This is a genomic window from Oleiagrimonas sp. C23AA, assembly GCF_011759385.1.
In the GTDB taxonomy this organism is placed as follows: Bacteria; Pseudomonadota; Gammaproteobacteria; order Xanthomonadales; family Rhodanobacteraceae; genus Oleiagrimonas.
Map to the genome: position 1 here is coordinate 156,034 of NZ_JAARLY010000001.1, position 19,565 is coordinate 175,598.

Genomic DNA, 19,565 nt, shown 5'->3' on the forward strand with positions numbered 1-19,565 from the left:
CTACCGCATGGTTCGGCATTTACGGAGAGAGATAGGCATGCACGGCGCGCTGCTTGTATTTGTGCTTGCCCAACTCATCGCCGATCGCGTCCTGGGCTTCGCGTGCACGCGCCTGCAATTGCTGCTGCTGGCTGGCCAGCACCGCGAAGGCCTCCCGCATCCGGGCAGTAGGCGTGCCAACGTCCCGCAGGGCCCGGTCAAACTCGCTCTTGAGGGACGCCACCTGATCCCATTGGTGGGTATGGCTAGCCTCAAGCATGCGGATGCTCAATGTAAGCGCTTGCTCCAGTGGTTCGGGAAGATTCGGGTTCATGCGTCGGCGGGCGGGTTGGCCAGGTACTGCTCACGGATCTCGTGCCAGGCGTCGCGCACCGGCGTGATCAGGCTGATGCATTCATTGAGCGCGACCAGATCATCATTGAGCTGGGCCGTGAGCAGGCGACGGCTGACATAGTCGTACAGGCTGTCCAGGCGAGCGCTGAACTGGCTGTCAACCGAATGGTCAAGGCTGGCGCGAAGCTCGGTCACCATGGCAAGGGCGCGGGCGAAGCTCTCTCCCTTGCCGGTAACGTTGCCATGCATGATCTGCCCGCGGGCGGCATTCATGCGTTCGAGCAGAGCATCAAACAGCATGCTTATCAGCTGGTGGCGATCGGCCCCCTCAATGCTGCCGTGCGCGCTGGTCTCACGATACAGCGAGCTGGCCGCGTTCATCATTGCATACGTCATGGTGTGCTCCCGAAACGTCAGTTCTTGCTATTGCTGTTGGTCAGCGCGTTCAGCTGCTGGGTCAGGTAAGTGCTGGTGTTATTGAGCGACGAGACCAGCGAATCGAGCGCGGTGTATTGCTGTTGCAACTGCTTCTCGTAGGCCTGCATGCGCTTGTCCAGAGCCGTTTTCTGGTCGGCCAGGTCGCTGACATGACTGTTGAGGCTGTTGATGCGGCTCTGCAGGATGCCGTCGCTGGCGGTGTAATCGTCGATGGTGCTGGACAGCTTGGTGGCAAATCCGCTGTCGCCGGAGAAGAAATTCTTCACGGCCGACGGGTTGTCGCTGATGGCACTGGAGAGCTTGTTGCTATCCAGGCTCAGCGTGCCGTCCGCACTGCGGGTGATACCCAGGTTCGCCAGACTGGCGATGCTGCTGCCACTGACTGGGGCACCCAATACCGAGGAAATCTGGCGCTGCACGGAACTGAGCGTGCTGTCACCCAGCAGTATGCCCGCCTGCTGGGTGTCAGGGTTGTAGCTGGACAACGTCGCCGTCGTGCTGGCATAGCTGTTGTAGGCATCGACAAAAGCCTGTACCGCCGAGGTGATCTTGTCGGTGTTCTGTTTGACGGTCAGTGTGCTGGTACCGGTCGCTGCCAGGTCCAGTGTGACCCCGGTCAGGGCGCCGGTCACCGTATTGCTGGCGCTGCTCACCGAGACGCCGTCAATGCTCAGTTGCGCATCGGCCGCTTCGTTACTGCCCGCCGTGCCGAGCGCCGTGGCAAGGTCACTTACGCCGGTGCTGGAGCCGCCGCTGGCGCTCACGGTGAACGCATTGGCGACGCCGGTCTTGGTCGAGGTCAGCACCAGCTGTGAGCCATTCACGCCGTTGACCACGGCCGCCGTGACCCCGGGGTTGTCCGAGGAAGCATTGATCTTGTTGGCGATGTCGCCAATGGTGTCAGAGCTGCCTACGTTGATATCAACGCTGTTGCTGCCCACGCCAATGGTGAGTGTGCCCGTGCCTACCGGGCTGTCGGTGGCATAGCTGTTGGACAGCCGCTTTTGCGCCGTCGCCAGCGACTGCACGTCGACGTTGTAGGTGCCTGGCACCGCAAATGAAAGCGTACTGGCGGTGCCGAGACTGCTGTCGGCGAAACTGGCGTCGAATGCCGTATATGTGCTTGAGCTGGTCAGATCATCCAGGGAGCTTTTCAGGGAGCTCAATACCGAATCCAGACTGGTCAGACCGGTAATCAGGGTCTGATCCTTGGTGGTCTGGCTGGTGATCTGCTGTTCGGGACCGGCTTTCTTGGCGTTGACCAGCGCGGTAATGATCGATGTGACGTCGAGGCCAGAGCCGATACCCAGCGAGCTGAGCAGGCCGGTGCCGCTGATGCCGTTGCCGGAACTGCTGCCCGATGAGCCGGTGCTACCCGAACTGCTGCTCGTCGTACTACCCGAACTGCTGCTGGTGGAGCTGCCACTGGTATTGGTCGTGCTCGTCGTGTTGGTGCTCGAACCGATGCCGGTGATGCTCATTGGAGGGTCCCGTGGAATCTCAAGACAGAGGTGGCGGTGGAATTCGTCGGCCTACGCGTGGCGTCAAGCAAGAAGCCGGCCAAAACCCTCCATGGCTGGTGTTGGTAATGGCTTCTTCCATCCGTGGAGACGTTTTTCCGTCGCATGACCCTAAATCGGCACCTGGCCTGAATACTTGAGGCCCGAAGGGGGCGAAACGTCCAAAATATGGCGTGCCGGCAACGATTTGCCGGAGGTGAGCCGGTGTTGCCAGGCCACCTCGTTGATACGAAAAAGCCCCCACATGCGGACATGTGCGGGCCTGTTTCGTTGTCCGTTGTCAGCCATGTTGGCCTGGCATCCGGAGAAGCCCCCGCCGGGTTGGCGGGGGCTTTGTTTGCCTACTTCTGTTACTGCAGCAGCTTCAGAATCTGCTGCGGGCGCGAGTTGGCCTGGGAGAGCACCGAGATACCGGCCTGCTGCAGCACCTGGGCCTTGCTCAGGTTGGCTGTTTCCTTGGCGAAGTCGGCATCCTGGATGGTCGACTGCGACGATTGCAGGTTGGTGGTCTGCGCACTCAGCGTGGAGATGGTGGACTGGAAGCGGTTCTGCACCGCGCCCAGCTGGGCGGCAAAGTCGGACACCGAGCTCAGTGCCACGTCGATACGCGAAATCAGGTCGTTGGCACCATCTACGCTGCCCGCGCTGGCATTGGCCAGGTTGCCGCCAACCCCCGCCACATCGCCCGCAGCGTAAGTAGCGCCCCCATTGGCATTCGTGGCGTTGGCGCCGACGATATTGCCACCAGTGTCTGTGATGGTCAGCGCATTCTTGGAATAGAAATTGATACCGGTGCCGTCTGAGTTCACGGCCGTGCTGACGCCATCCACACCCGCGGCATTGATGGCATCGGAAATGTCCTGCATGCTTTTGGCGCCGCTTAGGTCGATAGAGGTGGTAGTGGTGCCGCCATCGACTGAAATGCTGAGATCCTCAGAGCCCAGGTCCACTCCGTTGCTGGCTGCAACAGCATCGGTACCAGCGGTTGCTGCACCGAATGTAATGTTCGTGGGGCTCGTGATGGTCATTGGATCGGCGCCAGCCGAGTTGGCGTCGATTTGAATGCCGGAGCCACTCACGGAGGCCGTGTAATTAGCACTGAACCCGCTATCCGCGTTGATCGCAGCCACGAGGCCTGCGAGGTTACGCGAGCCGCCACTATCAGCCGAGATACTCACCGTAGTGCCATTAATCGTGAACGACGTTGCAGCAGCAGCATTAGTGACACTGCCCGCTGCCACAGAGCCCTTGGTGGCCGGGCTGGCAGCCGTTGCCTTAAAGATATTACTGATATCGCCGCTCTTGACCTCGGCGACCTGACCCAGATCACTCGCCTTGACGCTGGTGCCTAGGCTCACCGAAATGGTCTGACCGACATTGGCGCCGACCTGGAAGCTTTGCGTGTTCAGCGAGCCGTCCAGCACGTTCTTGCCGTTGAAGGTGGTCTGGTTGGCAATGCGGGTGACTTCGGCCAGGCGCTGCTGCACTTCCTGGTCGATGGTGGCACGGTCCGAGCGGCTGTAGGTGCCGTTGGCCGACTGCGCAGCCAGATCACGGATGGCCTGCAGGTTGGCGGTGACCTGGTCCAGCGCCGAGCCGGCGGTCTGCGCCAGGTTGATGGCGTCGCTGGCGTTGGAGCTGGCCTGGCCCAGGGCGCCGATCTGCGTGGTGTAGCGCTGCGAGATGGCGAAGCCGGCGGCATTGTCGGCGGCGCTGTTGATCTTCAGGCCCGAAGACAGGCGCTCGGTGGCCTGCGACAGGGCATTGCCCGACTTGGTCAGGTTGTTCTGCGTGTTCAGCGAAGAGATGTTGGTGTTCAGAACCAGTGACATGATGATGTCTCCTCAAATTCTGCGATAGATGTGTTGCTGTTCCGGCGGCCTTCCCGAACATCGGAGCAGCAACCGCCTCGGTAACTTTTTCGGCACCCAGCCGGAAGTCTTAAGGCCATTTGAGGAATATTTTTTGCGTTATGTCGGTGCGCAGCCTTGTGCGGCAAAGGTTTGCCGCCATCGGCCAATAGTTGCCGCTTGGTAACGTTGCCATGGCCGGCAGCCCGGCAAAGCGGCGGGCAGGGGCGTGGCGATAGGCGTATGGACGTCTCCATGGCGTCCATGGTTCGGCTTGTGTGGAGACATGCATAGCCGATGGCGCCGTAAACCGCGCGCACAGGCCAGCGCGCAAGTGGTGCGCTGCTCTTGTTTCATTGGGTCTGGCATCTGGCGTCTGGCGCCCGAAAGGCAGTACGGGTGGACTGCTGATGATTCACCGCCAGAAGCTTGCGTACTCGCAGCTACGAGGCAAGGGCGATGTGGTCATCCGCCGCAGGCGCGTCAGGCGTATAGCGGGTGGCGCTTTCGGCGTTGACGCCATCAAAGTGTCCCCACCGATCCTGGCCCTTCCTTTAAAACGAAAAAAGGCGCAGCCACGCGCCTTTTTTCCTCACGGGATATGCGTACGGCTACTTGATGTAGTTGAACAAACTCAGCGACTGCACCTTGGCGAACACTTGCTGCGAGGCCTGTAGCGCGGTCGATTGCAGCGACAGGTTGCTGATGGCCTGGGCCATGTCCACGTCCTGCACACCGGAAAGGGCGGTTTTGTAGGTCACTTCCAGGTCTGTGTAGGCGGTCTGCTTCTGGTCGAGTGTGCTCATGCGCGTGCCGACGCCGACCTGGGCGTTGCTGACGCTGGCCATGGTTTGCTTGACGCTTTCCAGCTGGCGGTTGAGCTGGTTGGTCAGCTCGGTGCCGCTGGCGTTGCTGTTGAGCGTGTTGATCATGCCCTGCAGCGTGGTGAAGATGTCCTGTGTGCCGCCGGATTTGACTTGCACGGTGTCGCCATCAGCGGGTGAGCCCTGCAGGTTGACTGTCAGACCATTGAAACTGATGCTGCCGCCGTCGGTGTAGGTGCCGGTCACCGGGTTGCCGCTGCTGTCGTTGACGGGGGTGCCCATGTTGTTGTCGGTGACGGTGTAGCTACCGTCGGCCTGGAAGTTGATGGTGTAGTTGACAGGGCCCGATGCCGTGGCGTTCTGCCAGGCCGCGGCGTCGGTGACGTTGTTGTCACCCACCACCAGGCTGCCGCTGTTGGCGGCGCCAGCGCTGGCCACAAAGCTGCCGTTGCCTTGCGGGATGTTCATGAACACATTGGCGCCGGTATCGGTGTTGGCCACCTTCAGCTGCGGACCGATGGCGGTGAACGCCTGCACGTTGTTGCCGGTGTAGTTGCCGCTGCCATCGGCGTTGAGCTGGAACGGAGCGCTGGTATCGCTGGTGCCGGAAAACAGCGCATCGCCGTTGGCATCGGTGGTGTTGGCCAGCTGCAGCAGTTGATCGCGCAATTGGGTCAGTTCGGTGGCCAGATTGCCGCGGTTTTCAGCCGTGAGCGAACCATTGATGCCCTGCAAGGCGGCATCGTTCACGCTGTTGAGCACGTTCTGCACCGAATTGAGCGTGTCCGACTCGGTGGAAAGGCGCGTGTTGGCGGCGGTGATGTTGGCGCTGTACTGGGTGTTGCCGGCCAGTACATGATTCAGGCTGACAATTTGCGCCGAGCCGGTGGGGTCGTCCGAGGCGACATTGATGCGTTTTCCGGAGCTGACCTGGTCCTGCGTATTGCTGAGCGTGCTTTGCTGCTCGAGCATGGTGTTGACCGAGCGCTGGTACATCCAGCTGGTGGAGATACGCATGATGATTAGCCTCCCACCGCGTTGAGCAAGCTGTTGAACAGGGTCTGTGCGGCGTTGATCACCTGCGCCGATGCCTGATAGGACTGTTGATACTTGACCAGGCTGGCCGCTTCCTCATCCAGGTTGACGCCGGAGGCGCTTTGCTGGGCGCTGACCGCTTGCGTGTTGAGGCTGGTCTGCGTGGAAAGGTTGGCCTGCGCCTGGCTGCCGATGGTACCGATACGGGCCGTGAGGTTGGCAAAGCTGTCGATGACCGACGTTTTGCCGCCGTCCAGCACGCCGCCGCTGGACAGCGAGGCCATGCTCAGCGCATTGCTGTTGTCGTTCAGGCCATTGGCGTTGGAGCCGACATTGAACGTGTCGCCGTTGGCCGGGGTGCCGGAAAGCGACAGGCTCCAGCCGTTGGCCTGGATCGGCTGGCCCGGAGTATAGGTGCCCGTGCTGATGGTGGCGCCACCTGCGTCGGTGATGGTGTAGTTGCTGCCGGCGCCAAAGGTGACCGTGGCCGCGTTGAGCAGGTTCGGGTTGCTGGCGTCGGTGACCGTGGTCGAGGTCACCTGTGCGCCGCCGGTGTTGCTGGTGCCGGCATTGGTGGCCACGGCCGAGGCCGCAGCGATGCCGCGTGGGTTGCTCAGCACCACGGACAGTGAGGTGGCCGCATCGCGCGTCGGGCGCACTTCGAAACTGTCGCCGGTCTGCGCCGTGCCCTGGCTGACATCGAACGTCAGGCCGTCGGCCGACAGGGTGCCATCACCGTTGTCGGTCAGACTGACGGCGGTGCCGCCGGTCGTGGCCAGCTGCCAGCCATTGGTGCCGTTGCCGGCGCCGACATAGGTAAGTTTGTAGTCCGAGGCGGTCAGCTGATTGACATCACTGACGCTGGCGACCGGTTGCGCATTGCCCGCATTGTCGGTGTTGCCCTGCACCTGAGGCTGGGCAAGCCCAAAAATCGGCTGGCCCTGGTTGCCATTCAGATCCAGACCACGGGCTTGTTGCTGGTTGATGCTGGCGGCCAGTGCCGTGGCCGACTGGCCAAGCTGGTTCTGGGTATCGTCCAGCACATGGCGGTAATTGATCAGTGCGCCCAGCGTGCCATCACCAATGGACGAGGTGATGTTGTTGCCGCTGGCATCGAACACGTCGGTGCGCGACGAGTCGTAGCTGTTGCCGCCCGTGGACAGCTTGAACGCGCTGACACCGGCCACCAGGGTCTGTCCCGAAGTGGTGTAGACACCAATGGCACCAGAGTTTTCCTGCACCGTGGAGATGCCAGTAAGACCGGACAACTGCTGTATCAGCTGGTCACGCTGATCCAGCAGTGCGTTGGGAGCGTTCTTGGCATTCAGTGACTGCTCGATCTGCTTGTTGAGATCGGCGACCTGCTGCGACAGCGTATTGATGCTGGTAACGGTGTTCTTGATCTGTGTGTTGACCTGACTCTGCTGCAGGTCCAGCTGCTGGCCCAGCGTGTTGAACGTGGTGGCCAGCTGTTGGGCATTGCCCAGCAGCGACTGGCGCGTGGCGTTGTCGCTGGGGTTGTTGGCGACATCGGACAGCGAGCCGTAGAAACTGTCCAGGGAGCCTTGCAAGTCACCGCTGCCACTGAGCACGCTGTTGAGCGTGGTGGCCAGGTCATTGGTGGTGGTGGCGCCCTGCAGCCCGGTATTGGTACTCCATACCGCCTGGGTCAGAAACTGGCTGTAAGCGCGCTGCACGCCCACCACGTCGACGCCGGAGCCAATGGTGAAGCGGGCGCTGGCATTCTGGCTGACGTTTTCGGTCTGCTGCACGGTCTGGCGGCTGTAGCCGGGCGTGCTGGCGTTGGAAATGTTGTTGCCGACGGTGGCCAGCTGAATCTGTGAGGCCAGCAGGCCGGAAACGCCGGTGGAGAGCAGGTCAGCCATGGCTCACCTCCACGCGGCGCGCGTGGGCGTGCAACGGCCACACCGCTTGGCATGACGCGTGAATCGGGCGTTCGGCTGGACGCAATGTTGTGCTCATGGCACATCCTTTGACGGCACATTGGCCGCATTCTTGAGCGAAGCCAGGGCCTCGCGCATGGTGTCGCTATTGGCGATGGCGGTCAGTTTGGAGGCGTAATGCGGGTCGGTGGCGTAGCCGCCGGCGACCAGTGCGTGGGCAAAACCGGCCACATCGCCGCCACGGTTGAGCGCCTGTGCGTAGCGCGGGTTGTTGGCCACCAGATTGGCGTAATCGTTGAACGAATCGGTCGGCGAGTCGTAGGCGCGAAAGCTCTCGCGCTTGCGCACCGCCACCCCGTTTTCGTACTCCAGCGTGGGCACGTTGGCGCGCTGGCCGTCCCAGCTGCTGCCGGCCTTGATGCCAAACAGGTTGTAGGAATTCTCGCCGTTGGACTGGGTCGGCATGTGCTTGCCCCAGCCGGTTTCCAGCGCCGCCTGGGCCAGCACCGCGCGCACCGACACGCCCAGTTTTCGTGCTGCGGCCTCGGCGTGGGGAGCGACCGCTTTGACAAACTCGATCGGATTGCCGGGCGTCCAGCTGGCTGCGGCCTTTACGGCCGAACTGGCGGCGGGAGCCACGGCATTGAGTACGGTACCCAAGGCACGCACGGTGGCGCTCAGCGCATCGCCGTCATCGTCGCTGCTGGCGGCCTTGCTGGCCGACTCACTACCGGCCGCGGCCAATTGCGCGGCGCCATCCAGCGCCAGCGTCTGCGGGGTCGCATCCTTGCCACTGCCTGGCGTGTGTTTGCCGCCCAGCTGCTTGATGAGCATGTCGGCAATGCCGATACCCTTGCCCTGGCCGGACAGGCTCAGCGACAGCTGCTGGTCGAACAGATCCTGATAGGCCTTGCCGGCCTGGCTGTCGAACATCGGATTGCCGAAGCTGGCCGCACGCATGGACTTGAGCATCATCTGCGTGAAGATGGCCTCGAACTGCTTGGCCACCTCGGGCAGCGCGGACTTGCCGTCGCGCTCGGCGCTGGCGCGCAACTGCTTGAACCCGGACAGGTCGGTCCAGGTATCGAGCGATTGCGGCAGATTGGCGTTCAAGGCATCCATGGGCTTGTCGGTTTTCCGTCAGATCACCACCAGCTGCGCGTGCAAGGCGCCGGCTTGCTTGAGTGCTTGCAAGATTGCGACCAGGTCGTTGGGCGAGGCGCCCACCTGGTTCACCGCCTGAACGATCTGGTCCAGACTGGTGCCGGGGCCAAACTTGAACATGTGTCCACCGTTCTCCTTCACCGAGACGCTGCTCTGCGGCACCACGGCGGTCTGCCCACCACTGAAGGCGCCGGGCTGGCTGACAGCGGGATTTTCACTGATGCTGACCTGAATCGAGCCGTGCGAAACGGCGGCCGCACTCACGCGCACGTCCGAACCGATAACCACGGTGCCGGTGCGCGAGTTGATGATCACGCGGGCTGGCGCATCGCCGGGGTTGACGTCCAGCTGCTGGATTTCCGACACGTAGGCCACGCGTGCATTGGAGTCCAGCGGCGCACGCACGGTGATTGAGGTGGCATCGTCGGCGGCGGCGGTGCCGGCGCCGAACTTCTTGTTGATGACCTGGGCCACGCGTGTGGCGGTGGTGAAGTCTGGCGTGTTGAGATTCAACGTCAATGTGTTGCCGGCCCCAAACGAACCGGGCACCTTGCGTTCGACGGTGGCACCGTTGGGAATGCGGCCGGCTGCCGAGGAGTTGACCTGCACGCTGGAGCCGCTCTTGCCCTGGGCGCTGATACCACCCACCACCACCGCGCCCTGAGCGATGGCATAGACATTGCCATCGGCGCCGCGCAACGGGCTCATCAAAAGCTCGCCGCCGCGCAGGCTCTTGGCATTGCCGATCGAAGCCACGGTGACGTCAATATTCTGACCCGGTTTGGAGAAGGGCGGCAGCGAGGCGGTAATGGTGACCGCGGCGGCGTTTTTCAGCTGCGGACGCACATTGGCCGGCACCGTTACCCCGAACTGCTGCAACATATTCTCCAGGCTTTGCGTAGTGAACGGCGCCTGGCTGGTCTGGTCACCCGAACCATCCAGGCCCACCACCAGGCCATAGCCAATCAGCTGGTTGGAGCGCACGCCGGAAATCTGCGTGATGTCCTGGATGCGTTCGGCTTGCACCGGCTGGCTGGTGGCCAGGCCCGAAACCAGTACGATCAGGCCTATTGTGACGGTGCGGAAGAAGGTCGCGGTGCGCATCAGAACGGCATCCACTTGGAGTTGAAGAAGCGTGCCAGCCAGCCCTGCGAGTTGGCGTCGGCCAGGGTGCCGCGACCAGAGTAGGTAATACGTGCGTCGGCGACGCGGGTCGACTGGATGGTGTTGTCGGGACTGATGTCCTGTGGGCGGACGATGCCGGCGATGCGCACCAGCTCCTGGCCCTGGTTGATGGTCAGCCACTTCTCGCCACGCACCACCAGATTGCCGTTGGACAGCCGCTGCGCCACGGTGACGGTGAGCTGGCCGGTCAGGCTGTTGCTCTGGCTGCTCTCACCCTGGCCGTTGAAACTGTTTTTCGAACCGAGGTTGGCCAGTGAGGTGCCCGTCTTGGGCCAGGTATGGCCGTAAATGCTCGGGGCGTCGATGCCGACGCTGTCGGACTTGGAGGTTTTGGTGCTGGCCTTCTTGCTGGCCGCAGTGCTTTCCACCAGGTTGATGGTCAGGATATCGCCCACACGGTGCGCGCGCGGGTCGTTGAACAATTCCATCGAGGTGGCGGCGTGATAAATGGCGCCGTCGGCAGGCGGCGGCGCGGTCTGCGCCACCGGCAGCGTGGGGGCGTACATGGCGTCGTTCGAGCGCGGCATGGTCACGCAGCCGGTGCCGATAACGGCGAAGGCCAGTGCGGGCAGGACGCGAGTCAGAACCTTGGCGGTGCTCATGACGGTGCTCAGGTGTGGTTGTTGATGAACTGCAGCATGTTGTCGACGGCGGCGACCGCCTTCGAATTCATTTCGTAGGTGCGCTGGGTCTCGATCATGTTCACCATCTCGGCCACCACGTTGACGTTGGAGGACTCCAGCGAACCCTGCTCGAGCGTCCCCAGGCCATTCAGGCCCGGCTGTCCCAGTTGGGGCGCGCCGGAAGAGGCGGTTTCCTGATACAGGTTGTCGCCGATCGGCTGCAGGCCTTCGGGGTTGACGAAGTCGGCCAGCTGGATCGTGCCGATCTGCTGCGTGGCCGTCTGCCCGGGCAGGGTGACCGAGACCGTGCCGTCGTTGCCGATGGTGATGGTCTGCGCGTTCTGGGGAATGGTGATGGCCGGATCCACCGGGTAGCCGTTGGCAGTGACGATCTGTCCGTTCTGGTCACGGTGCAGTGAGCCATCGCGGGTGTAGGAGATGGTGCCGTCGGGCATCTGCACCTGGATGAAACCACGTCCCTGGATCGCCACGTCCAGCGAATTGCCGGTCTGCTCCAGGTTGCCCTGGGTGAACAGCTTTTCAGTGCCCACCACACGCACACCGGTGCCGAGCATCAGGCCCGATGGCGACTGCGTCTGCTCGGTGGTCTGGCCGCCCGGCTGGCGAATGTTCTGGTAGATCAGGTCCTGGAACGAGGCACGGCCGGATTTGTAGGCGGTGGTATTGGCATTGGCCAGGTTGTTGGAGATGACGTCCATGCGCGTCTGCTGCGCATCCAGACCGGTCTTGGCAACCCAAAGCGAGGAAAACATGGTTGGACTCCTTGCGAGGTCACCCCCTCAGGGTGCCGCGCATGTTTCTGGTATTCGTTGCGGCGTCGCCGTCAGCCCATCTGCAGCAGCTTGGAGGAAGCCTGGTCGTTGTCATCAGCCGTGTGGATGGCGCGCACTTCCATTTCGAACTGGCGTGACAGCTCGATCATGTGCACCAGTGCATCGGTGGTATCGACGTTGCTGCCCTCGAGCATTCCCGACGCGAGCTTTACCTGGGCATCGGCGGGTGCCTGTCCGCCACCCTTGAGGTGAAACAGGCCGTCCCCGCCCAGTTCCAGCTGATCGTTGCCTGGGTTGACCAGCTTGATGCGACCGACGCTGGCCACGGTGGCCGGCGTCTCGCCCAGCGGCACGGTGGAGATGGTGCCGTCGGCGCCGACCGTGATGCTGGAGCCCGGGGGTACCGTGATCGGCCCCCCGTCACCCAGTACCGGGTCACCGCGGTTATCGGTCAGCAGGCCGGTCTGGTCCACTTTCAGCTGTCCGGCACGGGTATAGGCCTCTTGCCCTTGTGGATCCTGCACGGCGATCCAGCCGTCCCCCTTTACCGCCACATCCAGGTCGCGGCCGGTCGTCATCATGTTGCCGGAACTCATATCCCAGCCGGTGGAGCCGTAGACCGCGTTGATGCGGGTGGGCAGGCCGCCGCCCTGTACCGGGACCGAGGTGAAGGCCGACATCTGTGCCTTGAAGCCGACCGTATCGGCATTGGCAAGGTTCTGTGCCACCTCCGACTGCACGCGCATCATCTGCGCGGCACCGGTCATGGCGATATAAGCGGAACGATCCATGATGTCGGCCTCCTGTCAGCTGGCTCAGGTGGTCATGTTGATGATGGTCTTGGTCAACTGGTCATCGGTGGAGATGACCTTGGCGTTGGCCTGGTAGTTGCGCTGGGCGCGGATCATGTTGACCAGTTGGCCGGTAAGATCGGAGGTGTTGGACGACTCCAGCGCACCGGACTGCACCGTGCCCATTTTGCCGCTGCCGGCTGAGCCCAGCACCGCATCACCGGAGGTCAGTGTCGCGGCCCAACTGGTGTTGTCGATCTGGTTCAGACCCTGCGGATTGGCAAAGCTGGCCAGCGCCACCTGGCCCAGGGCGCGCGATTGCCCATTGGAATAGGTGGCCGAGACGATGCCATCGGCGCTGACGTTCAGACCCGAGTACGAGCCTGGCGCATAGCCGTCCTGATTGACCGAGGTCAGCGCATAGGTGCCGCCGGTCTGGGTCGTATTGGACATGTCCAGGCTCAGCGTCAGTGGATTGGACCCATTGCCCAGTGCAAGCGAGCCGAAGTTCAGCTGCCCGTTCGCTGGTGTGGTGATCTTGCCGCTGGTATCGAAGGCCACCTGCTGCTGGGTTCCGGCCTGCTGACCGTCCACATAGAGGTTGACGTCCCAGGTATTGGTCGCCGCGTTCTTGACGAAGTAGGCGGTGGCCGAGTGCGTGTTGCCCAGCGAATCGTAGACGGTGAACGGTGCCGACTGGTTGTAGCTGGATGAGTCGGTGGGGCTGAACGGCGTGGTGGTCGGCGCAGTGGCGGTCGAGGGCAGATTGAGGTTCAGCGTGATGCCGTTGGTGGCCTGCGCTGACAGCTGCGTGGTGCTGACCTGGAGATCGTTCAGCGTGCTGGTGTCGAAACCGCCCGTGCCGTTGGGCGGGAACACCTGCAGGTTCTGTCCGGCGGAATTGACGACGTAACCATTGCGGTCCTGCTGGAAGGCCCCCGCGCGGGTGTACGAATATCCCTTGCCGTCATGCATGACGAAGAAGCCTGAGCCGCTGATGGCAAAGTCCAGGCTGTTGTTGGTGGTCTCGATGTTGCCGGCATTGAATTGCTGGGCAATGTTGGTGACCTCCACGCCGCTGCCGATCTGCGATTTGCTCAGGTCCTGGCCTGCGGCCGAATACAGCTCGGCAAACTCGGCACGCGAGCCCTTGAAACCGGTGGTGGCGGTGTTGGCGATGTTGTTGGCCGTCACTTCCAGGTCGGATGACGCTGCGCTCAGGCCGCTGAGGGCGATATTGAAAGGCATGTGCGTGAACTCCGTAACGCGTTAGTTGACCTGGGCGACCTGGCTCAGCAGCACGCCGCCGACGCCGTCCACCTGAAGATAGGTTCCGTTGTCCGACCCGGCCGAGCCGACGCCACTGACGGTGCCGGTGACGTAGGTCTGGGCCGCGGTCTGACCGGCAGTGGCACTGATCTGGTAAGTGCCATCTGCAAGTTGCGAGCCATCGTCGGACTTGCCGTCCCATGTGAACGCGGTCAGGCCGCTGGCAGGGGTGCCCAGATCAATCGTGCGTACCACCTTGCCGGTGCCCGGATCGGTGATCTGCACCGCCACCGGCGCGTTGCTCGTGGTGACATTGACCGCGCCCGTCAGTGAACCGTCGCTCAGCGTCGCGGCCGATGACGGAACCGTGGCGGTCTTGCCGATAAGGCCCGAGGAATCGGCCACCTGGCTGGACTGGATCTGCGAGACCAGGCTGGACAGCGAGGTCTGCAGATTCTGCGTGGCCTGCACCTGGCTGATCTGCGCCAGCTGCGAAACCATCTGCGAGGAGTCCATCGGGCTGGTCGGGTCCTGGTTCTGCATCTGCGTGACCAGCAGTGACAGGAAATCGGCCTGGTTGATGCTCTGGCCGTCGCTGCTGCTACCCGATGACGTGCTGTTGGTGGACGCCGTGCTGGCGGTGCCGTTTACCGAATCAATGCTCATCGCTCATGCACTCCGTTACTTGCCCAGGTCCAGGGTCTTGAGCATCAGCTGCTTGGCTGTGTTCATGACCTCGGCGTTGTTCTGATAGGTGCGCGAAGCCGAGATCATGTTGACCAGCTCGTCGACCGTGTTGACGTTGCTGCCGTAGACATAGCCATCGGCATCGGCCAGCGGATTGTTGGGATCAAAGCGCGGATCGATCGGCTGCTGGCTTTCGGTGACACCGGCCACGCGCACGCCCACGGCCGAGCCTGTGGTGTCGCCGTTGGCGTCGGTGGCCTGGCCCATGGCGTTCTGCTGCACCGCTTCAAACAGCGGTTCGCGCGCGCGGTAGGCGGTGGCTGCGCTGCCGGTGACGGTGTTGGCGTTGGCCAGGTTGCTGGCGGTGGTATTGAGGCGCACCGACTGCGCGGACATGCCCGAGCCGGCCACCTGGAAAATATTGAACAAGGACATCAGTTGCCTCCGTTGATCGCCAGGCGCAGCGTCTGGATGTAGCCGTTGATGAAGTTCAGGCTGGCCTGGTAGTGCACGGTGTTCTGTGCGTAGGCGGCCTGCTCGATCTGGGTGTCGACGGTGTTGCCGTCCATCGTCGGCTGCGTGGGCACGCGGTATGCCAGTGGTGCGTCGGCACCGGCGCCGGTGACCGAGTTGTCGGCGATCATTCCCGGCTGATCGGCGGCCAGGCGCACGCCGTCGCTGTCATCGGCCTGGGCCTGCGACAGGGCCTTGCGGAAATCGATGTCGCGAGCCTCGTAGCCCGGGGTGTCGGCATTGGCCAGGTTGTCGGCAATGGCTTCCGCACGCCGCTGCCAAAGCTGCAGCGCCTGGGTATGAATGCCGAACAGGCCGTCGGCTGTGCCACTCATGGCGAAACTCCGCTGGTTGCGTTCGCCAAGGAGCGCAGCAAGAGCCGTGCCAGCGCGGAAATGCCGGTCAGGAAAGGAAAGTCAGGCCCGTCAAAGGGCGCAGCGGCAAGGCTTTGCCACCTTTTGCAGGGGGCTTGCCGGCCGCTTGACGGAAAACCGTCACTTGGGTCGGCATGGTGCCGGATTTACGACGTCGGTGGCAGCAGCTCGAGCACGGCGGCGGCCAGGATGTCCGGCTGGAACTTGGCGACAAAGCGGTTGGCGCCGACATTGGCCACCATCGATTCGTTGAAAACGCCGCTCAGCGAGCTGTGCAGCAGCACCTTGGTGCCCTTGAGCTTGGCATCCTCGCGGATGGCGCGAGTCAGCGCGTAGCCATCCATGCGCGGCATCTCGATGTCGGAGATCACCAGCGCCACGCCTTCGTCGCTGTCGTCATCGATCATCTGGTGCAGCTTGTTCAGGCCATCGGCGCCGTCGTTGGCCAGCACCACCTCGAACTGCATCTGCTTGAGCAGGCCTTCGATCTGCTTGCGCGCCACCACCGAGTCGTCCACCACCAGCACGCGGCGCGGTGAGATCGGGCGCGCCTCGGCCTGGTGCTGCAACTTCGGCGAAACCTCGATCGGGCGGTTGTCGACCTCGGCCAGAATCTGCTCGACGTCGACCACGGCCAGCAGCTTGCCTTCGAGCCGGGTGACGGCGTTGACGCGCGTGCCGTAGCCCAGGCCGCTGGACGGTGCGCTCATGTTGGCGCCTTCCACGTGAACGATGCGGTCGACATCGCTGACCAGGAAGGCCTGCGTGGAACGGCTGAATTCGGTGACGATGATGTGCGCGGTTTCGACCTCGGCCAGCGGCTCGTAGCCCATCGCCAGCGCCATGTCGATGACCGGGATGGTCTGTCCGCGGTAGTCGAAGCTGCCGCATACCAGCCGATGCATGCTGGGCATGTGCTCCATCGGTGGACGGCGCAGCACCTCACGCACCTTGAACACATTGATGCCGAACACCTGCGGACCGCTCAGGCGGAAAGTGAGCATGGCCAGCCGGTTGTGGCCGGCCAGCTGGGTGAACTGTTCGACATTGGTAAGGAGTGCGCTGGCCATAAGTGTGCTGCAGATGAGGGAAAGGCTGCCTTAAGGGTTGTCGGCGGCGCCGGCATATTCTTTAAGGATGAGCACTTGTGCTCGTCACGCCAGGCATGCCGGGGTATGGCATATGTCTTGCTTCCTCAAGTTTCGCGTTGAATGGCCGATGTTTCAGGCGTTCAGATCGTGCGGGCCGAAGCGGCCTGGCGCGTTCACCGTACAGGGTAGGGCGTCGCGATATTTCGCGATGCATCACGAATCATCAGGAGTGACTTAGCAGCCATGGCCTTCTTGCGAAGTGGACAAGTGGAACAACTGGCCCAGGCCATCGCGGCCGGTGACGAGTCGCGAGTGCGGGAGTTGTCCCGGCAGTATCCGGCCGCCGCGCGGGTGCTTTCGCCGCTGCTGCAAAAGCGCACGCGGGCACCGCGCACCGAGGTGCGTCAGGCGCTGGAGCAGCAGAGCCTGGTGCTGGATAACTCCCACGCGCTCGGCCATAGCCTGAGTGAACTGTCCTCGCAGGCTGAAAGCACCCGCCAGGCGGTGAGCCAGCTCACCGATGCCGGTGCCGGCATCGCCAGCTCGGTGCAACAGGCACTGGCTACTTTGTCCAGCGCCATCGATATGCATGGCAATGGCGGCGAGCGCGTGCGCGATGTTGATGGACAGCTGCGGCTGCTGCGCAGTGCGCTGGCCGGTATGACACGCACGCACGCACAGTTCTCCAGCTTCTTCAGTGAAATCGGCCGGCTCACCGCCGCGGTGCAGGAAATTGCCCATCAGACCAATCTGGTGGCGCTGAATGCGGCCATCGAGGCAGCGCGTGCCGGTGAAGCCGGTCGCGGCTTTGCCGTGGTCGCGGACGAAGTCAAGCAACTGGCCGAGAAGACCACCCAGACCACCTCGGAAATCGAAACCGTGACCCAGGCGGTGGGCGAATTCTCCGCGCACCTCGAGGAAGCGGTGAACAGTTCCATCAAGCGCCTGGATCAGGCCAGCAACAGCATGCAGTCGTGCCAGTCGGTGCTGGACCAGGCCGGCGGCGCACTACAGCAGGCATCAGGTCAGGTCGGTTCGGTGGGTCAGGTCGGTCAGGAGTTGGGCGGACGTATCGCCTCGGCGCAGTCGGGGCTGGGCACGCTCAGCCGGCTGGCCGGTGACAGCCTGCGACAGGTCGATGCATTGGCCCGAGCCGCGGTGATGTCGCACCAGCTCAGCCTGCAGGGCTTCCACGATGAAAAGGATGCCGATATGGGTACGCTAAGCCAGGCGCTGCGTGAGGCCAATGCCGGTCTGCGTCATGCCGTGGAGCTGGCCATGCGCGCGCCGGGAGGCGTGGATCGGCGCTGGTTCGATACCGCGCCACTGATGCGCTGGGTCGATCAGATCCGTCGCCGCGGCGGCGCTTCCGAGCCGGTGCAGGCACTGCATGAGTCGGTACAGCAGTTCGGTAGCTCCAGTTCGCAGTTCATTGGTCTGGTCAATGACGGCAAGTCCAGCGAGGCCGGTCAGCTGGTGCCGGCGCTCAACAGTGAGCTGGATCGTATGAACAGGAATCTGGCAGAGATCGTCGGCGAGGCGGCCTGATGCATCATCGGCTCCGCTCGCTGCCGGTCATCGGTGCGCTGGTGCTTTGCGCGCCAGCCTTCGGTGCCCAGGTGCAGTCGCTTGAGGCGATCACCCAGGCCGCCGTGGCCAAGGTGCGATCGGCGGCGCCGAAAGATGCCCGGGTACAGTTGAGCGTCAATCCGTTGGATTCACGCTTGCGTCTGGCGGCCTGCGCCTCGCCTTTGAAGACCTCGCTCCCGGGGCGGGGGCGCATTGGCAGCTACACCAGCGTGCAGGTGACCTGTGCCGGGCCGCGGCCATGGTCGATTCGCGTCACGGTGGCGGTAAAAATGTTTCGCAAGGTGCTGGTCACCACGCATCCTTTGGCGCGCGATGATCGCATCGGCGAGGGTGACGTGTCGTTGGCCGAAAAAGACGTGGCGCGCCTGGCGTATGGCTACGTCGGATCGCTGGATGACGTGAAAGGGCGCGCGCTGGTGCGCCCGCTGAGCGCCGGCACGGTACTGACGCCGAACATGCTGGCCCATCGCGAGTTGGTCAAGCGTGGAGACACTGTCATGCTGACCGTGCAGGCGGGCCCTGTGCAGGTGCGCGCCTCGGGTGTGGCCCTGGCCGGCGGTGACCGCGGTGACCGTGTGACCGTGCGCAATACCAGCTCCGGCAAGGCCATCCAGGCCATGGTGACCGGTGTGGGCACCGCGCAGGCCCTGCCGTGACAAATGAACCTATTCGAACTACGTCACTTTTTGCCCTAAAGTTTCCTCTGCCAGCGTCGATAAGCTAGACATCAGCCGCCCAACCAAGGCGAGGTCCATGTGTCATGAACAACACGATCAATTCAAATACGTATACGCCGTCTAGCCTGGTGCAGGGTCAGAAGAATCCTGCCGACAGCAGCGATGCGGCCGCCGGTGCGCAGGCGGCCGGCGCGGCGCAAAGTGCCGACAGCGTCAACCTTACCGCGTCCGCCAAGGCGCTGGGCGAAGCCTCCCGTGTAAGTGAAGCTTCGTCGGGTGTGGACAGCCAGCGCGTTGAGCATGTGCGCCAGGCACTGGCCAATGGCAGCTACAAGGTCGATGCCGGTCGGATTGCCGACAAGATGGTTTCCATCGAAGGCCAGATCGACGGTACCCGCTGACAGCACGGTGGTGAGTAGCATCATGGGGTCGCAGCACGAATGGCATGACAGCCTGCGCGGCGTGGTCGCCGAGATGCAGGCGGCGGTGGAGCTCCTGCGTGAGGCGCTGGATACCGAGCGCGCGGCGCTGGATGCCGCCGATCCGCAGGCTCTGGATAGTGCAAGTGCAGCCAAGGCCGAGCGTCTACAGGCCCTGGAGGCACTTGACGCTGAGCGTCGCACACTGGTTCGTTCGGCTGCCGCCGGCTGCAGTGATGTCGACATCATGGCCAACGTCGCCAGCTGGTCCCAGGTGCTGTCCGGTCTGGATGCATGCCGTCACAAGAACCAGGTGAACGGTGGTATCGTTTCACGACGTCTCGCGCAGGTGCGGGGGGCGCTGGCGGTGCTGACTGGCGCGGGGGAAGCCGCTCCGCTCTATGGTGCTTCGGGCGGTTCCGTGGTGCCACTCCACTCGTCGGTGTACTCGCGTGCCTGAGCGGTCTGACGACCGTCCTGTGCC

20 protein-coding genes are annotated in these 19,565 nt (G+C 63.1%); 4 read left to right on the forward strand and 16 right to left on the reverse strand.

Annotated elements, in window-relative coordinates; genetic code table 11:
- Positions 1–19: 19 nt before the first annotated feature.
- The 16 genes from HBF24_RS00710 to HBF24_RS00785 all read right to left on the reverse strand — a co-directional run bounded on the left by HBF24_RS00710 (position 20) and on the right by HBF24_RS00785 (position 16,374).
- Entirely contained in the window at positions 20–313 is a 294-nt protein-coding gene (locus tag HBF24_RS00710) for a hypothetical protein (RefSeq protein WP_167167440.1), read from the reverse strand.
- Entirely contained in the window at positions 310–729 is a 420-nt protein-coding gene (fliS, locus tag HBF24_RS00715; RefSeq protein ID WP_167167443.1) for a flagellar export chaperone FliS, read from the reverse strand. Before fliS ends, HBF24_RS00710 begins: the two co-directional genes overlap by 4 nt.
- A 17-nt stretch (positions 730–746) precedes the next feature.
- A complete protein-coding gene (fliD, locus tag HBF24_RS00720) occupies positions 747–2,252 on the reverse strand; it encodes a flagellar filament capping protein FliD (RefSeq protein ID WP_167167445.1) in 1,506 nt (501 codons plus the stop codon).
- Positions 2,253–2,641: 389 nt separating this feature from the next.
- Positions 2,642–4,123, reverse strand: a complete 1,482-nt coding sequence (locus tag HBF24_RS00725) for a flagellin (RefSeq protein WP_167167448.1) — start codon at positions 4,121–4,123, stop codon at positions 2,642–2,644.
- A gap of 629 nt (positions 4,124–4,752) precedes the next feature.
- Complete coding sequence (gene flgL, locus HBF24_RS00730; RefSeq protein ID WP_167167451.1) at positions 4,753–5,982, reverse strand: flagellar hook-associated protein FlgL; 1,230 nt, start codon at positions 5,980–5,982, stop codon at positions 4,753–4,755.
- A gap of 5 nt (positions 5,983–5,987) precedes the next feature.
- On the reverse strand, positions 5,988–7,886 hold the full coding sequence (gene flgK, locus HBF24_RS00735; RefSeq protein WP_167167454.1) for a flagellar hook-associated protein FlgK: 1,899 nt from the start codon (positions 7,884–7,886) through the stop codon (positions 5,988–5,990).
- Positions 7,887–7,979: 93 nt separating this feature from the next.
- The gene (flgJ, locus tag HBF24_RS00740) at positions 7,980–9,026 is read right to left on the reverse strand and encodes a flagellar assembly peptidoglycan hydrolase FlgJ (RefSeq protein ID WP_167167457.1); all 1,047 of its coding nucleotides are present in this window, start codon (positions 9,024–9,026) and stop codon (positions 7,980–7,982) included.
- Positions 9,027–9,044: 18 nt separating this feature from the next.
- Positions 9,045–10,172, reverse strand: coding sequence for a flagellar basal body P-ring protein FlgI (locus HBF24_RS00745; RefSeq protein ID WP_167167460.1), 1,128 nt, complete (start codon positions 10,170–10,172; stop codon positions 9,045–9,047).
- On the reverse strand, positions 10,172–10,855 hold the full coding sequence (gene flgH / locus HBF24_RS00750; RefSeq protein ID WP_167167463.1) for a flagellar basal body L-ring protein FlgH: 684 nt from the start codon (positions 10,853–10,855) through the stop codon (positions 10,172–10,174). The genes HBF24_RS00745 and flgH overlap by 1 nt, the downstream gene beginning before the upstream one ends.
- Positions 10,856–10,863: 8 nt before the next feature.
- Positions 10,864–11,649: a flagellar basal-body rod protein FlgG gene (gene flgG / locus HBF24_RS00755; protein WP_167167466.1), complete on the reverse strand. Its 786-nt coding sequence runs from the start codon at positions 11,647–11,649 to the stop codon at positions 10,864–10,866.
- Positions 11,650–11,720: 71 nt separating this feature from the next.
- A complete protein-coding gene (flgF, locus tag HBF24_RS00760; RefSeq protein WP_167167469.1) occupies positions 11,721–12,461 on the reverse strand; it encodes a flagellar basal-body rod protein FlgF in 741 nt (246 codons plus the stop codon).
- A gap of 24 nt (positions 12,462–12,485) precedes the next feature.
- Positions 12,486–13,709, reverse strand: coding sequence for a flagellar hook protein FlgE (flgE, locus tag HBF24_RS00765; RefSeq protein WP_167167472.1), 1,224 nt, complete (start codon positions 13,707–13,709; stop codon positions 12,486–12,488).
- Between the two features lie 21 nt (positions 13,710–13,730).
- Positions 13,731–14,396 carry a flagellar hook capping FlgD N-terminal domain-containing protein gene (locus HBF24_RS00770; RefSeq protein ID WP_167167475.1) on the reverse strand — a complete coding sequence of 222 codons (666 nt, stop codon included), beginning with the start codon at positions 14,394–14,396 and terminating at the stop codon, positions 13,731–13,733.
- Positions 14,397–14,411: 15 nt separating this feature from the next.
- Positions 14,412–14,852, reverse strand: coding sequence for a flagellar basal body rod protein FlgC (gene flgC / locus HBF24_RS00775; protein WP_167167477.1), 441 nt, complete (start codon positions 14,850–14,852; stop codon positions 14,412–14,414).
- Positions 14,852–15,265, reverse strand: a complete 414-nt coding sequence (flgB, locus tag HBF24_RS00780) for a flagellar basal body rod protein FlgB (RefSeq protein ID WP_167167480.1) — start codon at positions 15,263–15,265, stop codon at positions 14,852–14,854. The genes flgC and flgB overlap by 1 nt, the downstream gene beginning before the upstream one ends.
- A gap of 185 nt (positions 15,266–15,450) precedes the next feature.
- A complete protein-coding gene (locus tag HBF24_RS00785; protein WP_167167483.1) occupies positions 15,451–16,374 on the reverse strand; it encodes a chemotaxis protein in 924 nt (307 codons plus the stop codon).
- A gap of 264 nt (positions 16,375–16,638) precedes the next feature.
- On the opposite strand from HBF24_RS00785, the gene HBF24_RS00790 reads away from it, so the two are divergent.
- The 4 genes from HBF24_RS00790 to HBF24_RS00805 all read left to right on the forward strand — a co-directional run bounded on the left by HBF24_RS00790 (position 16,639) and on the right by HBF24_RS00805 (position 19,541).
- Positions 16,639–17,943 carry a methyl-accepting chemotaxis protein gene (locus tag HBF24_RS00790; protein ID WP_206064109.1) on the forward strand — a complete coding sequence of 435 codons (1,305 nt, stop codon included), beginning with the start codon at positions 16,639–16,641 and terminating at the stop codon, positions 17,941–17,943.
- Positions 17,943–18,641: a flagellar basal body P-ring formation chaperone FlgA gene (gene flgA, locus HBF24_RS00795; RefSeq protein ID WP_167167486.1), complete on the forward strand. Its 699-nt coding sequence runs from the start codon at positions 17,943–17,945 to the stop codon at positions 18,639–18,641. The genes HBF24_RS00790 and flgA overlap by 1 nt, the downstream gene beginning before the upstream one ends.
- A 104-nt stretch (positions 18,642–18,745) precedes the next feature.
- Entirely contained in the window at positions 18,746–19,063 is a 318-nt protein-coding gene (flgM, locus tag HBF24_RS00800; RefSeq protein WP_167167489.1) for a flagellar biosynthesis anti-sigma factor FlgM, read from the forward strand.
- A gap of 22 nt (positions 19,064–19,085) precedes the next feature.
- Complete coding sequence (locus HBF24_RS00805; RefSeq protein WP_167167492.1) at positions 19,086–19,541, forward strand: flagellar protein FlgN; 456 nt, start codon at positions 19,086–19,088, stop codon at positions 19,539–19,541.
- The last annotated feature ends 24 nt before the right edge of the window (positions 19,542–19,565 follow it).

What these genes read in the sequence shown, in the direction of transcription:
- HBF24_RS00710 (WP_167167440.1), bottom strand. Translation starts at nt 313, where the DNA reads ATGAACCCGAATCTTCCCGAACCACTGGAGCAAGCGCTTACATTGAGC.
- fliS (WP_167167443.1), bottom strand. Translation starts at nt 729, where the DNA reads ATGACGTATGCAATGATGAACGCGGCCAGCTCGCTGTATCGTGAGACC.
- fliD (WP_167167445.1), bottom strand. Translation starts at nt 2,252, where the DNA reads ATGAGCATCACCGGCATCGGTTCGAGCACCAACACGACGAGCACGACC.
- HBF24_RS00725 (WP_167167448.1), bottom strand. Translation starts at nt 4,123, where the DNA reads ATGTCACTGGTTCTGAACACCAACATCTCTTCGCTGAACACGCAGAAC.
- flgL (WP_167167451.1), bottom strand. Translation starts at nt 5,982, where the DNA reads ATGCGTATCTCCACCAGCTGGATGTACCAGCGCTCGGTCAACACCATG.
- flgK (WP_167167454.1), bottom strand. Translation starts at nt 7,886, where the DNA reads ATGGCTGACCTGCTCTCCACCGGCGTTTCCGGCCTGCTGGCCTCACAG.
- flgJ (WP_167167457.1), bottom strand. Translation starts at nt 9,026, where the DNA reads ATGGATGCCTTGAACGCCAATCTGCCGCAATCGCTCGATACCTGGACC.
- HBF24_RS00745 (WP_167167460.1), bottom strand. Translation starts at nt 10,172, where the DNA reads ATGCGCACCGCGACCTTCTTCCGCACCGTCACAATAGGCCTGATCGTA.
- flgH (WP_167167463.1), bottom strand. Translation starts at nt 10,855, where the DNA reads ATGAGCACCGCCAAGGTTCTGACTCGCGTCCTGCCCGCACTGGCCTTC.
- flgG (WP_167167466.1), bottom strand. Translation starts at nt 11,649, where the DNA reads ATGTTTTCCTCGCTTTGGGTTGCCAAGACCGGTCTGGATGCGCAGCAG.
- flgF (WP_167167469.1), bottom strand. Translation starts at nt 12,461, where the DNA reads ATGGATCGTTCCGCTTATATCGCCATGACCGGTGCCGCGCAGATGATG.
- flgE (WP_167167472.1), bottom strand. Translation starts at nt 13,709, where the DNA reads ATGCCTTTCAATATCGCCCTCAGCGGCCTGAGCGCAGCGTCATCCGAC.
- HBF24_RS00770 (WP_167167475.1), bottom strand. Translation starts at nt 14,396, where the DNA reads ATGAGCATTGATTCGGTAAACGGCACCGCCAGCACGGCGTCCACCAAC.
- flgC (WP_167167477.1), bottom strand. Translation starts at nt 14,852, where the DNA reads ATGTCCTTGTTCAATATTTTCCAGGTGGCCGGCTCGGGCATGTCCGCG.
- flgB (WP_167167480.1), bottom strand. Translation starts at nt 15,265, where the DNA reads ATGAGTGGCACAGCCGACGGCCTGTTCGGCATTCATACCCAGGCGCTG.
- HBF24_RS00785 (WP_167167483.1), bottom strand. Translation starts at nt 16,374, where the DNA reads ATGGCCAGCGCACTCCTTACCAATGTCGAACAGTTCACCCAGCTGGCC.
- HBF24_RS00790 (WP_206064109.1), top strand. Translation starts at nt 16,639, where the DNA reads ATGGCCTTCTTGCGAAGTGGACAAGTGGAACAACTGGCCCAGGCCATC.
- flgA (WP_167167486.1), top strand. Translation starts at nt 17,943, where the DNA reads ATGCATCATCGGCTCCGCTCGCTGCCGGTCATCGGTGCGCTGGTGCTT.
- flgM (WP_167167489.1), top strand. Translation starts at nt 18,746, where the DNA reads ATGAACAACACGATCAATTCAAATACGTATACGCCGTCTAGCCTGGTG.
- HBF24_RS00805 (WP_167167492.1), top strand. Translation starts at nt 19,086, where the DNA reads ATGGGGTCGCAGCACGAATGGCATGACAGCCTGCGCGGCGTGGTCGCC.